We start from the raw sequence: 14,463 nt of genomic DNA on the forward strand, positions 1-14,463 counted from the left end.
CAATTTTCTGTCAATTAATGTAGTTATTGTAAGAGATAGGTAGAATAATATTTCATTCTTACAAAATTGTCACATTCATGTAAGGTAATTCAATAGATTAGATACTTTTTCCATGTCATAATAAAGACATAAGAAAACGCATTAAAAAAACTACAATGTATTAGGAGCGTGTCAGTCATGATCGTAACAACAACGTCTGGAATCCAAGGTAAAGAAATTATTGAGTATATTGATATTGTAAATGGTGAAGCTATTATGGGTGCAAATATTGTTCGTGATTTATTTGCTTCAGTTCGCGATGTTGTCGGTGGTCGTTCTGGTGCTTATGAAAGCAAACTAAAGGAAGCTCGTGATATTGCAATGAATGAAATGAAAGAACTTGCAAAACAAAAAGGTGCGAACGCTATCGTTGGTGTTGACGTAGATTACGAAGTAGTTCGTGATGGAATGTTAATGGTTGCTGTAAGTGGTACAGCTGTACGTATATAAGAAAACAAAAAAATCCCCTCGAAGCTTATGCTTTGAGGGGATTTTTTTGTAAACAATATGTATCATTTGTTCAACGCACAGCAATTAAACTAGGAGAATTATTATCATATAAAATTAGGTTATGATAGTGAGGGGGAAGCGTGGGAGAGGGGTGAGATATTTATATATTGAATTCCTCTTTAGTATTTGAGTAAAATAAGGTGTCTTAAATGTGAGTTAATTGTTGCCTTAAGTAAAAAAGGAATAGTGAAGAGGTTAATGTGACAATATAAATCTTTACACAATATAGAGATAACAAATATATAATTATATTTAATAGATTTTATTGTATGTTATACATAATAAATATATAAGAGAAAATCACTAATAATGCAATTGTAAGAAGGAGAGTAATTTAAAAATATTGAAGAAAAGAGTTATACTTAGATTTAAATGAATTAAAAATAATTGATTATAAATTATAAAGAATCCAAAAGAGACATTTGTGAATATAAAATAGGAGGAAGATTAATATGGATGTTTTGAAAGACTTGAGAGTAGACTGTTTTTCATTAATGAAGACCTATCAAATTAAAGAATATTTAGGAATAATCGAAACGGCTTATACACAAAAAGGCAATGTTGAAGGTCAACGTGTTGCTTTAAAAACGAAATCTGCCGTTACTATTAGAAACCGAATGAAATCCGATATAGTAAGAGGTACTATATTACCTCCAGTTGTAGTAGGTATTGTTGTAGGGGAAGAGGGATTTAATAAAATTGAGAAAATGCATGAAGCGGGAGAGTATGCAGAGCTAGAGGAACTAATTAATGCTGCTGACGCGAATACTATTTCGATAATAGATGGTATGCAAAGAACGACATCTATTATGGAAGCGATTGAAGAAAGTGAAGATGTGTTAGAAAGAGAAATTCGAGTGGAATTTTGGATTACAAAGAATGTAAATAGCTTACTTTATAGAATGTTAATACTTAATACTGGACAAGTGCCATGGAATTTAAAGAGACAAATTGAAGTTGTATATAACCCATTGATAAAAGAACTAACTGATCATGTAGAAGCAATGACTTTATTGAGTGTTGAGAATCCATCTAATCGTACAAAACCTGGTGAATATCAAGCTGAAAAGATAGTAGAATTATTTTTAGTATTTGGTACGAGGGAAGCGAAGGTTGATACAAAATCTGCATTAGCTGACGAATTTACTAAGTTAGATTTTATTGGAGTTACATCTGAAAATCAATTAAATAACCTATTTATTGAATTCTTGAAAATCATGATTCAATTTGATGAAATAGTTTTCAAATTAACTTTAGATTCTGAAGTGGTAGAAGACGAGAAGTTTAAGAGCGGGAAAGATTTATTTGGTAGTCAAACGTTAAAAGCAGGATTTATGTCTGCAATTGCTCAATATATTTTTGGTATCCCAGGAGAAGAGTATTCAAAAGAAAAGCAAAATGAAAAAGCGACTTATTTAATGGACTTATTTGAGCATTACTTTGAAAAATTAAAAGAGAAAAATGAAGAAGAACTAATTGAGTATATAGATTTCATAACATTAAATGAGTATATGAAAACTGTAAATAGAGGAATTGGTGATTTTGAAAGGAAATTCTTTAATAAAGCATTTGAAACATTAATAGATAAGAAATTTGAACTTGAAAACTTAACTCCATGCTGGAGAGCAGCTGGTTCAAAATGAAACGCATGACAAATTTTATCCGTATGAATAAATTGATTTTTCAAGGATTTTATGACCTTATGAATGAATACCCTAGGGAAGTTCATTTATATACCCCTAGATGGATAAGTTTGAATGATGAGGAAAAAGCCCGTTGTAATGGTCTCTATGTAAAAGATTTTTTTAGATTAGAAAATGGGCTTATTTCTTGTTTAATTGAGGATTCGATAAATAACGATAGATACTTCGCTATTATTGGTGTTGAGAAAGATATTGAGTTTTACTCTGAAATTTTAATACCGAAAAGTGTAACAAAAGAATTCTTTTTTAGAATTGTGTGTGACCTAGCAATTCAACCGAGGGAATCATCAGATAAATATAGTATTGAAAATGAATTGTTATTTGAGAGTAGTGATACAGAAGGGTATGCAGGTCATGAATATGATGTTGTGAAGAAATATTTCCCATCTGTTCATTTATTTAAAGTTCAAGAAGGTTATGTCGAATCAGATCTGCCATTAATAAATTTAACTGGTTATTTTTTATGTGAAAATAAAGAAGGAATTGGTGTAGGATATTGTGAAGAAGCGTTGGTTCAATATAAAGAGATTTTCACATTGAACTTTGAAACTTTAAATTACAATGCTTTAGTGAGAAGTTTAATAAATCTTTATTATAAAGATGTTTTTATGGATATTTATAGATGTATAGAGTATTTATATAGAGCTTATAACATAAATGAAATTAAGAAGAAGTTAGAGACAACGTTAAATTTAGACGATGTGTATAGTATGGTAACAAGCCAGTTGAGTTACAAGTTTACAGAATCAGCGAGTATAAATAAGATCTTTCAGGATATGCCTAGTAGAGTAACAACAAAGCTTAGAAATATTGAGGCTTTTGAAGGCGAAAGTAAGGAAGATGAATGGTTCTATAAGGTAAGAAATTCTTTAGTACACGGTAGAAGAATGGGAAAAGAACTACAATTAGAGGAGAAAGATTGGTTTGTTTTATTAGGTGTTAGTCTAGAAATATTAAAAATGGTTCATCAATATGCAAAAGACCATAATATTTCAGTGGATTTTATTCATCAAATTCAAAAAAATTGATGTCTTTGCGCTTACAGTCGCCCCTCAAAGTATATGCTTTGAGGGGATTTTTTCTTTTCAAGTTAAGGGTATTACATATCTTATATACAACACCATATTCTATCACCTTATCTGTTGTTTCTGAATGACAACTATTTATGAATAACTGTTTCCTGTCTTACTATAAAATTCATAGGCGAAAAAACCAAATAAATAGCCGATTCCAGCTCCTAAACCAATTGTAAACAATGAATAATTCGGGAAAAATATGTCGATCATTATACCGATTAAACACCCTAACAGCATTCCCATTGGTATGAGACTATCTAATAAAACTTGAGCGTTTTTTGATTTTTTCTTACCTAAGGTGCCGTTATTATATTTATGTTTAAGCCTTCCAATCACATATACTACAATTCCCCCGGCTATTAAAACAGGCGCAATTGCTGTAAGTAACCACATGTTAGAGTCTCCTTTCACCTTTTAATATAATTATACCAGATACTTACAATTGGGTATTCCTGAACGTACTATCTAGTTTATTTAAAAGGCCAATCAAAAAAACTTTCAATTGTATTTAAAAACTAGTCAAAAACACTTTCCCTTTTGTTTTCTCAGCAGACTGCACAACATCAACCGCTGTTTTCACATCCGCTAAGTCATACGTAGAATGTACCGTCATAAAACGTAATTGCTTATTTTCTACTAAGCGAATTAAGTGACGAAACGTTTCTTGCCATTTGTGTGGTGACACATCTTTATTCCAATGTCGTAAATGAAATATGTTTGTGTGCACTTTTGCTTTCGTGACAATCTCTGCCCAGTTTACTTGTACGCCCGATAGAAGACCGATAGTCAAAAAATGTCCATTTGGACGTACACAAAACGCCAATTCATTTCCGTCAGGTCCTCCAATAGAATCAATCGCAGCATCTGCACCAGCTCCGTTTGTTAATTCCATAACTGTTTCGTGAAGCGGAGCAGTGGAAGTATTTATTACATAATCGGCACCCAGTTGAAGTAATTCCTCTGTATGTTTACTATTTCTTGTCACTGCAATGAGTCGGAAATTCAAAATTTGCGATAACTGTGCAAAAAGGTGACCAATAGCGGATCCGCAAGCATTCACTAATAACACGCTACCCTGTTTTAAGTTTAGTGTTTCTGTACATGTAATCCACGCCGTAAGAGGATTAATATACATTTGTGCTGCTGTAAAATCATCAATAGAATCAGGAATAGGGACTACAAAGTCAGCTGACGTCTTCACATATTCTTGCCAAGTACCTTCCCCGCGTAAAGGTAAAACGCGTTTGCCGATAAAGTCTCTAGAAACGCCCGCACCTACATCTTCTACAATCCCAACACCTTCATAACCAGGTATGTTAGGTAATGGAATTCTATGTGCATACGCTCCGGTGATCGGAATTAAGTCAGATGGATTAATCGGTCTAACTCGCATACGAACGAGAACTTCATTATCTTTTAGTGGTTCTATATTTTTATATTCAACTTGCAATACATCTTTTGGGTTGCCAAACTTGTGAAATTGAATGTGTTTTCCGTGCAAGATAGATGTTCCCCCTTAGTTTGATTGGGTTTATTATAGCATTTTTAGCTTGTGCGCTTAGCACATTAAGGCTAGATAAAAGTGAACAGAAAGGTGTTATGTATATATACATTGATGGAATTAAGCGAGAGAAGTTGCCAGGAAAACGTAGTTATATGAGGTAATTAATAGATTCTTTTCTAAATAAATACTTATTATTCCATATAAAGGTGAAAAAGAAGGGATTACCCCCAAAATGTCGTTTTTTAATGACCTTCTAGGGCGTATTTTTTATTTTCCTTCGACAAAATGTGACATAATATAATCAGGTCGTCTGATATGATAAGTTCGTAAATCTTACATATTGTCATTGGGGGAATATTTAATGGGTAAAATTTTCAAGTTTGGGTGTTTAGGATTCATCGGTTTAATCATACTAGGTATCATTGGATCGGCATTAGGTAGCGGAGATGATGAAAAAGAAAAATCTTCTACAGAGCCAAAACAAGAAACTAGTGCTCCAGCTACTAAAGAAGAACCTAAGAAACAAGAGGCTAAAAAAGAACTTTCTAAAGAAGGTGAGTCTTCTAAAGTTAAAATCGCTGTAGGATCTGTTGAATCAGTAGATTCTGTAGGTGGCGAATATTTAAAAGAAAAAGCACAAGGTGTGTTTAAAGTAGTTGAAGTTACAGTTACAAACAATCAAAAAGATGCTATTACTGTTGATGCTAACAGCTTCAAATTAGTTGATAATAAAGATCGTGAATTTACGTACTCTACACAGGCTCAAACAGCTTTCGATGTAGGTAACGGTGGTAAGTCTGATTTCTTCTTAAAACAACTTAACCCTGGTTTATCTCAAACAGGTAAAATCATCTTTGATGTTCCTGCTGACGCACAAGGATTAGTTTTAAAAGCTCGTGGCGGTATGACAGGAAAAGAAATTAAATTAAAAGTTGAATAGTTAAATAGTTAAAGGCACTCAAATGAGTGCTTTTATTTTGCCTTCCCAAATACAATTTAACAATTATGCATAAATGGAGGAATCAGCATGAACAAAAAGGTAATCGGAGGAATTTTAGGAGTTATTGTGGTTATTCTAGCCCTTGTAAGTATGAATGTATTACAAAAAAATGCTAAAGAAGCAGAAGAGAAGAAGAAACGTGAGGCTAGTTATGTTCAAGCAGCAGCGGAATTTTATAATAATATAGAATTAATGGGGTTTGTTGCTAATATGGTTTTACCAGAGTATTCGGATGCGTGGTCGAAAGCAATCGATAATCGTCGAGACTTTAATATAGCTGTAAATGCTAAGAAAAAATCATATGATTCAATAATTTCTCAAGCTTTTGTAATATATAGTGATATGGAAGGTCAATTAAAAACGGTTTCTGAAGCTGCAAAAGAAAATCCAGATAAATATAAAGAACTTTATGATGAATACAAAAAAATGTATGGGACTATTACATCTTTAAAGGAACAGACTGAATCACCTAGTGGAACCCTCCTGACATTTAACCAAAATGCAAATATGTTATTCCAAGAATATAAGAAATATAAAGGTAATATAGATGTAGTTGTATCTGAGGATATAAAAAATGAAGTTGAGAAGATAAAAGAAAAAAATAAAGAGTAAACTATTCTTATACTGACATTGATGAGGCGAATGTTATTCATTTAGGCTATGATTGGTACAAAGGATATTGATTTTTTCATTATAAAGCAAGAAGCCACTTTAAAAGTAGCTTCTTGTATTTTTTTATTAAGCCGAAGCCTTCTTCATTCTCTCAAGTAAACTAGATAAAATATGCGTACGATACGATTCTAGTTTTTTACCTTCATAAGTACGGATACCTAATTTTTTAAGTTCTTTTACATACCAACCTTTGCTTCCGAAATACATGTAATCGCTCCCCTTCAACTTTTTTATTTGTTCTGATTGTACTTGGAGGTACGGGCAATATAATGAAGGAAATGAATTTCGCGCGAAAATGGTTAACTTTGTTGCAAAAGACATATATACTAAAGGTAGTATACAACGAGGTGGGCAAGACGTGATTATAGAGAAGCACGAAATTCAAATTGACCAAATTACGAGCGGTAAAGTGAATATCTTTACTTTCTATAGAAATAGAAAGCAAGTTGATGATCATTTTTTACGATTGCAAGAACCATCGCTTACAGCAAACTACTTCTATCATTTTCATTTTGATGTAGAAAGCTTGTATCTACTGCAGGAAGAGTTTCCGAGCGTATATCCGTACGACGGTAGTGAAACGATTCACGACTGGACGGAAAAGATGAAAGCGGAATTGCAACATCAGATCCAAACAGGTAAATGGAATAAACGCGTACGTATCGGTAATCGCATTCTAGATGTGGTGTTTACGTGGTGTGACGAAGATATAGTAGAGTGAAAAAGAAGCGGATGACGCTTCTTTTTTTAGCGCTGGAATAAAACGAGCTTACCTGCAGAAGATGTGCAGCGATGCGTTTTTTCGTGCAATCCTTTTTCTTGTAAAATAGATTCACCTTTTGCTTTCGCTTCTTTTTCAGTTGCTGCCTCGAATGATTCGTCTAATGCTTTTGAACCATCTTTTTCAAAGACTGTTAGAACGTATACTCCCATGAAAATTCCCTCCAATAATTAAAATCAGAATCTTATAACTATTTTGTCATAAATCGCTAGAATATGCAAAGAAATATGTGACATTGCGTGGTAAAATAAAGTGAAACTTTAATCTTCGGGGAGTCTTTCATACCTGATGATTATTTGTTTTCAACTATTTTAATCTTGATAAAATGAAACTTTTGAAATACAGAAAGGATCGTTATTTGTGAAACAAGTGAAGTTTATACATGCGGCTGATTTGCATTTGGATAGTCCGTTTAAAGGGATGGAAATGAATGTAGCGCAGTCTGTTTGGGAAAGAATGAAGCAAAGTACGTTTGAATCATTTGAGCGTATTGTTGATAAAGCGATTCAAGAGCGCGTTGATTTCGTATTACTAGCCGGGGATTTGTATGATGCGGAGACGAGAAGTTTGAGGGCGCAAGTGTTTGTGCGCGAGCAAATGAAGAGACTTTCGCAGTACGATATCCCTGTTTTTATTATTCACGGTAACCACGACCATTTAGGCGGAAGTTGGGCTGCAATTGAGTTTCCGGAAAATGTTCATGTGTTTACGGAGCCTTATGTAGAAGAGAAGTCATTTTATAAAAATGGTGAGTTGTTCGCTTCTATTTACGGGTTTAGTTATTTGCAGCAAGCGGTAACGGATAATATGACAGCGCAGTATACGAAAATGAGTGATGCGCCTTTTCATATTGGCATGCTTCACGGTAGTGTGGAAGGAGATGCAGAGCATAATCGCTACGCACCGTTTCAAATTCGTGAGCTGAAAGAAAAGCAGTTTGATTATTGGGCTCTTGGCCATATACATAAACGTGAAATTTTATCGGAAGAGCCGTATATGATTTATCCAGGGAACATACAAGGGCGTCATCGTAAGGAGACGGGCGAGAAAGGTGCATACCTTATTGAACTTACGAAACAAGGAACGCAATGTTCATTTTTCCATACGGCAGATGTTGTATGGGATGAGATAGAAGTGAGTATCGATGGACTTGAAACGGTTGATGATCTTATGACGGCAGTATCAACAGCGATGAATGAATGCCGAAGAGAAGAGGAAGGGACGCTTTTAACTGCCGTATTTACAGGGCAAGGACCACTTTCTCCTTATTTACGTGATGAAAAACGCGCGGAAGAGATTTTTCATATTTTAGCAGCTGGCGAAGAGCGAAAAAATTTCGTATATGCGATGAAGTGGAAAAATGGGACGGTTTCTTTTGCAGAAATTGAACGTTTGAAAGAAGAAAATCATTTCGTCGGTAGTGTGCTGAAGGAGTTAGAAGCTTTTACAAATATGGACGGAGTGTTGCGCGCGATTTGGACATCTCCTGTAGCGCGTAATAGTATTGAATCTTTTACAGAGGAAGAGAAGAAAGAGATTCAAAAGGAAGCGGAAAATATTATTTTAGAGCAATTATTCCAGCAAGAGAGGGATAAGAAATGAGAATGGAAAAACTCCATATTTATGGGTACGGAAAATTAGAAAATGTGGAAATGGATCTTTCTTTGTTGACTGTGTTGTACGGTGAAAATGAAGCGGGGAAATCGACAATTCGCTCGTTTATGAAAAGTATTTTATTCGGTTTTCCGACGAGAGGACAGCGCCGTTATGAGCCGAAAGAAGGCGGCAAGTATGGCGGTGCGGTCACAGTACAAACGGAGAAGTACGGTCGTTTGAAAATTGAACGATTGCCGAAAACAGCGGCTGGCGAGGTGACCGTTTATTTTGAAGACGGGAAAACGGGCTGCGAAGATATTTTACACGATATATTAAGCGGAATGAATGAAAGCTTATTTGACTCTGTCTTTTCATTTGATATGCATGGCCTTCAAAACATTCATCAACTAGGCGAAGCGGATATTGGTAATTATTTATTTTCGGCCAGCGCAGTCGGAAGCGATGCGTTATTGCAGCTCGATAAAAAGTTAGAGAAAGAAATGGATCAGCGCTTTAAGCCGAGTGGTCGTAAGCCGGAAATTAACGTGTCACTGCAAGAGATGAAGAAGCTTGAAGAGAAGATGAAAGAGTGGCAAGGGAAAATTGGCACGTATGAAAAACAAGTGGAGCAGTTAAAAGAAAGTGAAGAGAAACTTGCTTCTGTTCGTGCAGAGAAAGAGAGCGCGGAAAAACGAAAGCAAGATTATGAAATATTAGCAGCGCTAGAGCCTCTCGTTATTGAAAAACGTGCGCACGAGAAAGTGTTAGAAAATGAAAACGGGCAGTTTCCTGTAAACGGAATAGCGCGTTATGAGGCAATCAAGGCAAAAATGGAGCCGCTTCAGTTGCAAGTAGATTCACTTCAAAAAAAGATTGAAACAGTGCAATCAGAAATTGATTCCACAGAAATAGATGAAGAATTTTTACAAAAAGAAAGTTACGTAGAAGAACTTCGTATGCAGCATTTGTCGTATGAAAATGCGCGCCAAGAAATGCGTGACATAGCGGGAAGTATTGCGAATATAAAAGAAGAAATCGCCGAGCTAGAGCAGCAAATTGGTGCTACTTTTGAAAAAGAAACGGTTCTTTCGTTTGATATGAGTTTGGCGACGAAAGAGTTAATGACGCAAACAGTGCAAAAGGCGCGCGAGTTAGAAACGCAAAAAGCACAGCTCGATGATCATTTCAAAGTAGCGCAAGAGCAATTAGAAGAGCAAGAAGAAAATATAAGACAGATTCAGAAACAAATGTTAGCGGATGAAGAGCGAAATGCGTTAGGTGAGAAAGAAAAGTCGTTCCAAGATGCGGCGTTTATCGGTATGGGCGCAGAGAGAATGAAGCGTAAGTATGAGGAAAAAGCAGGAGCCGCTATGCAAAAGAAAAAGCAGTGGCAAAGAGTTTGTCTTCTGTTACTTCTTATTAACACGCTTGTTTTATTCACGAGCTTATTTATTGATAACCGCCCACTCTTATTTATTAGTGTCATTGTTTTTGTAGGGATTGTTCTTGCTCTTGTTTTATATAAAGATCCGGCAAGTGGATTACAAGAAGAGCTCCTTACTCTTGAGCAAAGTGCTGGCGGGAGACAAAGTGAAGAAGCGATGTCTGTTCGCTATCAACTAGAAAAAGATGAAGAGATTCGTAAGCTATTTGAGCGCGAGTCGTATAAGTTACAGCAAATGGAGCGAGCGTATGATAAAGTCGTTTCATCGTATGAGGAATGGGAGAGAGAGACGTTCCGCATTAGCGAACAAGTAGATGCATATAAAACGCGCTATATGTTCCCAGATTTTTATACGTATGCACACATATTGCCGGCGTTTGAGCGTATGGAAAAAATGCAGCAATTATACCGTGAATTAGAGAAGCAAGGCGCGCGAAAATCCTCATTATATGAAATGATTTCGCACTTTGAACATAAACTAGAAACGGTTATCGGTAGCGCGGAGTATAGTAAGCTCTATGAAGCGCAAAGTCGTATGCAACAGGAGAAAGAGAAGCTCCAAACTTGTAAGCAGCTGAAAGAGAAGCTAGCGGAATGGCAAGAAGAATATGAATTCGTGCAAGGGCAATTGAAGCAACTGTTAGTAGAACGAAACGGTTTATGGCATATTGCAGAAGCTACAGATGAAGAGATGTTTTTAGAAGCAGGTAAACTAGCGGAGAAACGTGAAGACGCCGATAAGCAAGTTGGGCGTTTATTACCACAAATTGATTTGTTAGAACAGCGTTTAACGAGTTTATCATTAGCTGAACATTATGAAGCTGACGGTTATGATGAAAAATTAAAGCAAGAAATTACAGCTACGCAAAACTGTCTCGCGCAAGAGAAAGAGCTGACAGAGCGTATTGCGAAACATCGTATGGAAATTGCGAATTTAGAAGAAGGTAGTACGTACGGTGATTTACTGCATGAATGGGAAATGAAAAAAGCGCAAGTGCGTGAACAAGTGAAGAAGTGGGCTGCATATGCGGCGGCAAAGACAGTGTTAACGAAAACGAAGCAATATTATCATGAAGTACATTTGCCGCGTATTTTACAAAAATCAGAAGAGTATTTCGTCTATTTAACGGGCGGACGTTATAGTAAAATCTTTTCACCGTCAGAGGCGGAACCTTTCATTGTGGAACGTAACGACGGTATGCGTTTTTACAGTCATGAACTAAGCCAAGCGACAGCAGAGCAGTTATATTTATCGCTGAGATTTGCACTCGCGAAAACATTTGAGCATGATTATCCATTTATTATTGATGATAGTTTCGTGCACTTTGATGCGGTAAGGACGAATCGAACGATTGAACTGATAAAAGAAATTGCGAAAGATAGACAAGTCATCTTCTTTACATGCCACGCTCATCTACTCGCGTTCTTTACGGAAAAACAGATTATAAAATTAACGCATATGCGTAAAGAAAATGAGTTGTAGTATGCTATACTAAAAGTAACTGATTTGGTGGAGGAATTCGAATGAAAAAGAAAATTGCAGAGTATGAAGTTGGTGAACAAGTCGATGTTTTCTTGTTAATTAAAACAGCGACGAAAGGTCTCGCAAGTAATGGAAAGCCGTTTTTAACAGTAATCTTACAAGACCCAAGTGGAGATATTGAAGCGAAGCTATGGGACGTATCACCAGAAGTTGAGAAACAATATGTAGCAGAAACAATCGTTAAAGTAGCTGGAGATATTTTAAACTACAAAGGACGTATTCAATTACGCGTGAAACAAATCCGTGTTGCGAATGAAAATGAAGTAACAGACATCTCGGACTTCGTAGAAAAAGCACCAGTGAAAAAAGAAGATATGGTTGAAAAAATTACGCAATACATATTTGAAATGAGAAACCCGAACATTCAGCGTTTAACAAGACATTTATTAAATAAGCATCAAAACGAGTTTTTAGAGTATCCAGCAGCGACGAAAAATCATCACGAATTCGTATCTGGACTAGCTTATCACGTAGTGTCGATGTTAGATTTAGCGAAAGCAATTGCAACTCTATACCCATCGTTAGATAAAGACTTACTATATGCAGGCGTGATTTTACACGACCTTGGTAAAGTATTCGAACTATCTGGCCCAATTTCTACAACGTATACGTTAGAAGGAAATTTACTTGGCCACATTTCGATTATGGTGAACGAAATTGGGAAAGCGGCAGAGGAACTACAAATCGATGCAGAAGAAGTATTAATTCTTCAACATATCGTTCTGTCTCACCACGGAAAAGCAGAGTGGGGTAGCCCAAAACCACCTTTAGTAAAAGAAGCAGAAATTCTGCATTACATCGATAACTTAGATGCAAAAATGAACATGATGGACCGCGCATTAGGACGTACAAAACCAGGCGAATACACAGAGCGTGTATTTGCTCTTGATAATCGTTCGTTCTATAAACCGTCGTTCCATAATTAATAGTGTGAACCAAATGGCCTCATTAAGTATTAGTAAGCTTAGTGGGGCTGTTTTTTAATTTTGCTTTTCAAAATATTGTTCTTTAATTATTTTTAACTTGTCTTCGTTTTCTGTTAGTTCAAATATAAATAACGCTTTTTCCATGTTAGTAGCAATATCTTTTTCATTAGATTGTTTAAGTTTCAATAAATTCCAAGCTTTCCCATAGTATAGTTCACCCAATAGGTAGAAAGTATTTAGATTAATAGCTAATTTGATGCCCATATCATTGTATTTTATTGCCTCTTCATGTTGATGTTCATGGCCTAAAATTTTTGCTAAATTAAAAATGATTTTTAATTTAATTTCTTTATCTTTAGGAAAATCTAGCTTATTAAAATGAGTTAAACATTTTTTTAAGATAGTAATGCTTTTTTCGTATTCATTGTTGTCCCAATGAAATATAGCCATCGTCTGCATCATATCTATTTCTCTTTCTGATAAAAAATCAGAATTCGTTATAGTTAGTTTTAAAGCATTGTTTAAAAGTTTTAAAGCAGTTTTTGTTGATTTATGTACATAAAATCTAGCAATTGATTCATGCCATATTAGAAATTGTTGATCTTCTTTTGATTGGAAATTATTCTCGTTTTTTTCTTGTTCCACTATTTCATAAAGTTCTTTATATTGTTTTTGCTTTGTGCAATCTCTCATTACATATTTTACATTTTCTACGTATTTTAATTTCTTATTTTGAGTTAGTGCAAATATATAATTCGGATCAATACCAAGCTTTTCAGATAATTGATACAGTAATATGCTAGATGGATAAATAATGCCTTTTTCTATTTTACTAATTTGACTTTGTGAACATATTCCGTGACATAACTCGGATTGTGATATATTTTTTTTTATTCTCAGTTCTTTAATAGTGATACCTAAATTATAAAACTCCATGTTGCCCCCTAATATGTAACACTTTATGAGTATAAGAATAATTTCTAACCTTTAATGTAATGTAAAATTAGTATGGTTGCAATTATTAATTATTTTAATATGAACAAATTTGAATGAACCTATGTTATAAATAAAATGTTACTGAAAAAAAGTTAGAAGTGGTTATTTGAAGAAATTAATAATATCGTGTTTATTGGCTACATTCCTTCTAAATATTGTAGGATGTTCTAATAAAATTGGTACACTAAGGGATAAGTCTAAAACTTCATCATCTGTGAAGTCTACACACATCAACAAAGCCTGGTACAAACATATGCAATGGGATTAAAAAAATTTGAAATGATTGGTGCTACAGGTTATAAGGGAAGTTTAATAAGTGATCAAAGCTGAAAACACTTTTACAGTAGTTACATCATAAAAGAATCCTTCCATACAGGTAGGATTCTTTTTGTTTATCCCGCTTTAATGGGCAGTAAGACCCCCACCTCAAAATTCAGCGAAAGCAAAGAATTTAGGTGGGGGTCGAGCTGCCCATTAAAGTCCGATTGGTGAGGGCTGATAATCAGTGGGGGATGAAGAAAACCCCCACTGATTAAAGTTTCACTTTATAAAATCTTTAGTTGAACAAGTAAATTAGAAGCCTTTAATAGGTAAGTAATTGTTTTATAAAAGAACCATTCACTACGCTAAAATGTTATGTAATAAAAAATATCTTGAATTCGAGATTTTATCC

At 34.9% G+C, this 14,463-nt stretch carries 14 protein-coding genes; 9 read left to right on the forward strand and 5 right to left on the reverse strand.

Annotated elements, in window-relative coordinates; translation table 11 throughout:
* Positions 1-177: 177 nt before the first annotated feature.
* The 3 genes from COE49_RS18515 (at position 178) to COE49_RS18525 (ending at position 3,280) form a co-directional block, all read left to right on the forward strand.
* Positions 178-489 carry a YbjQ family protein gene (locus tag COE49_RS18515; protein ID WP_088232674.1) on the forward strand — a complete coding sequence of 104 codons (312 nt, stop codon included), beginning with the start codon at positions 178-180 and terminating at the stop codon, positions 487-489.
* A gap of 512 nt (positions 490-1,001) precedes the next feature.
* Positions 1,002-2,192: a hypothetical protein gene (locus COE49_RS18520; protein ID WP_088232673.1), complete on the forward strand. Its 1,191-nt coding sequence runs from the start codon at positions 1,002-1,004 to the stop codon at positions 2,190-2,192.
* Positions 2,189-3,280: a hypothetical protein gene (locus tag COE49_RS18525; RefSeq protein WP_088232672.1), complete on the forward strand. Its 1,092-nt coding sequence runs from the start codon at positions 2,189-2,191 to the stop codon at positions 3,278-3,280. Before COE49_RS18520 ends, COE49_RS18525 begins: the two co-directional genes overlap by 4 nt.
* Before the next feature lie 135 nt (positions 3,281-3,415).
* Here the strand turns inward: COE49_RS18525 and COE49_RS18530 are convergent, their stop codons facing one another.
* Together COE49_RS18530 and COE49_RS18535 are read right to left on the reverse strand one after the other, a co-directional pair.
* On the reverse strand, positions 3,416-3,721 hold the full coding sequence (locus COE49_RS18530; RefSeq protein WP_098882681.1) for a hypothetical protein: 306 nt from the start codon (positions 3,719-3,721) through the stop codon (positions 3,416-3,418).
* 115 nt (positions 3,722-3,836) lie between these two features.
* Entirely contained in the window at positions 3,837-4,829 is a 993-nt protein-coding gene (locus tag COE49_RS18535; RefSeq protein WP_141552104.1) for a zinc-dependent alcohol dehydrogenase family protein, read from the reverse strand.
* Between the two features lie 364 nt (positions 4,830-5,193).
* Here COE49_RS18535 and COE49_RS18540 point away from each other — a divergent pair, with 364 nt between their 5' ends.
* Both COE49_RS18540 and COE49_RS18545 read left to right on the forward strand, forming a co-directional pair.
* A complete protein-coding gene (locus tag COE49_RS18540) occupies positions 5,194-5,772 on the forward strand; it encodes a DUF4352 domain-containing protein (RefSeq protein ID WP_098945993.1) in 579 nt (192 codons plus the stop codon).
* An 87-nt stretch (positions 5,773-5,859) separates the two neighbouring features.
* Positions 5,860-6,444 (forward strand): hypothetical protein, encoded by a 585-nt coding sequence (locus tag COE49_RS18545; protein ID WP_098945994.1) that lies wholly within the window; start codon positions 5,860-5,862, stop codon positions 6,442-6,444.
* Positions 6,445-6,570: 126 nt separating this feature from the next.
* Here COE49_RS18545 and COE49_RS18550 read toward each other — a convergent pair whose 3' ends face one another.
* Positions 6,571-6,711, reverse strand: a complete 141-nt coding sequence (locus tag COE49_RS18550; RefSeq protein ID WP_000273535.1) for a YflJ family protein — start codon at positions 6,709-6,711, stop codon at positions 6,571-6,573.
* 151 nt (positions 6,712-6,862) lie between these two features.
* Here COE49_RS18550 and COE49_RS18555 point away from each other — a divergent pair, with 151 nt between their 5' ends.
* Positions 6,863-7,225: a hypothetical protein gene (locus COE49_RS18555; RefSeq protein WP_140417495.1), complete on the forward strand. Its 363-nt coding sequence runs from the start codon at positions 6,863-6,865 to the stop codon at positions 7,223-7,225.
* Between the two features lie 26 nt (positions 7,226-7,251).
* On the opposite strand, the gene COE49_RS18560 is transcribed toward COE49_RS18555, so the two are convergent.
* On the reverse strand, positions 7,252-7,437 hold the full coding sequence (locus tag COE49_RS18560) for a YhzD family protein (protein WP_000539550.1): 186 nt from the start codon (positions 7,435-7,437) through the stop codon (positions 7,252-7,254).
* Positions 7,438-7,645: 208 nt separating this feature from the next.
* Here COE49_RS18560 and COE49_RS18565 point away from each other — a divergent pair, with 208 nt between their 5' ends.
* From COE49_RS18565 to yhaM, 3 genes are read left to right on the forward strand one after another with little or no spacing between them, the layout of a single operon-like run.
* The gene (locus COE49_RS18565) at positions 7,646-8,887 is read left to right on the forward strand and encodes a metallophosphoesterase family protein (protein ID WP_088232668.1); all 1,242 of its coding nucleotides are present in this window, start codon (positions 7,646-7,648) and stop codon (positions 8,885-8,887) included.
* Complete coding sequence (locus COE49_RS18570) at positions 8,884-11,808, forward strand: ATP-binding protein (RefSeq protein ID WP_098945995.1); 2,925 nt, start codon at positions 8,884-8,886, stop codon at positions 11,806-11,808. Before COE49_RS18565 ends, COE49_RS18570 begins: the two co-directional genes overlap by 4 nt.
* 41 nt (positions 11,809-11,849) lie before the next feature.
* Positions 11,850-12,794: a 3'-5' exoribonuclease YhaM gene (yhaM, locus tag COE49_RS18575; RefSeq protein ID WP_071711193.1), complete on the forward strand. Its 945-nt coding sequence runs from the start codon at positions 11,850-11,852 to the stop codon at positions 12,792-12,794.
* 54 nt (positions 12,795-12,848) lie between these two features.
* On the opposite strand, the gene COE49_RS18580 is transcribed toward yhaM, so the two are convergent.
* Positions 12,849-13,730, reverse strand: coding sequence for a helix-turn-helix domain-containing protein (locus tag COE49_RS18580; protein WP_088232666.1), 882 nt, complete (start codon positions 13,728-13,730; stop codon positions 12,849-12,851).
* Positions 13,731-14,463: the final 733 nt, after the last annotated feature.

This window comes from Bacillus sp. AFS029637 (assembly GCF_002584985.1).
Taxonomy (GTDB): Bacteria; Bacillota; Bacilli; order Bacillales; family Bacillaceae_G; genus Bacillus_A.

Excerpts from the sequence above, each read along its gene's own strand:
- COE49_RS18515 (WP_088232674.1), top strand. The coding sequence starts at position 178 with ATGATCGTAACAACAACGTCTGGAATCCAAGGTAAAGAAATTATTGAG.
- COE49_RS18520 (WP_088232673.1), top strand. The coding sequence starts at position 1,002 with ATGGATGTTTTGAAAGACTTGAGAGTAGACTGTTTTTCATTAATGAAG.
- COE49_RS18525 (WP_088232672.1), top strand. The coding sequence starts at position 2,189 with ATGAAACGCATGACAAATTTTATCCGTATGAATAAATTGATTTTTCAA.
- COE49_RS18530 (WP_098882681.1), bottom strand. The coding sequence starts at position 3,721 with ATGTGGTTACTTACAGCAATTGCGCCTGTTTTAATAGCCGGGGGAATT.
- COE49_RS18540 (WP_098945993.1), top strand. The coding sequence starts at position 5,194 with ATGGGTAAAATTTTCAAGTTTGGGTGTTTAGGATTCATCGGTTTAATC.
- COE49_RS18545 (WP_098945994.1), top strand. The coding sequence starts at position 5,860 with ATGAACAAAAAGGTAATCGGAGGAATTTTAGGAGTTATTGTGGTTATT.
- COE49_RS18550 (WP_000273535.1), bottom strand. The coding sequence starts at position 6,711 with ATGTATTTCGGAAGCAAAGGTTGGTATGTAAAAGAACTTAAAAAATTA.
- COE49_RS18560 (WP_000539550.1), bottom strand. The coding sequence starts at position 7,437 with ATGGGAGTATACGTTCTAACAGTCTTTGAAAAAGATGGTTCAAAAGCA.
- COE49_RS18570 (WP_098945995.1), top strand. The coding sequence starts at position 8,884 with ATGAGAATGGAAAAACTCCATATTTATGGGTACGGAAAATTAGAAAAT.
- yhaM (WP_071711193.1), top strand. The coding sequence starts at position 11,850 with ATGAAAAAGAAAATTGCAGAGTATGAAGTTGGTGAACAAGTCGATGTT.
- COE49_RS18580 (WP_088232666.1), bottom strand. The coding sequence starts at position 13,730 with ATGGAGTTTTATAATTTAGGTATCACTATTAAAGAACTGAGAATAAAA.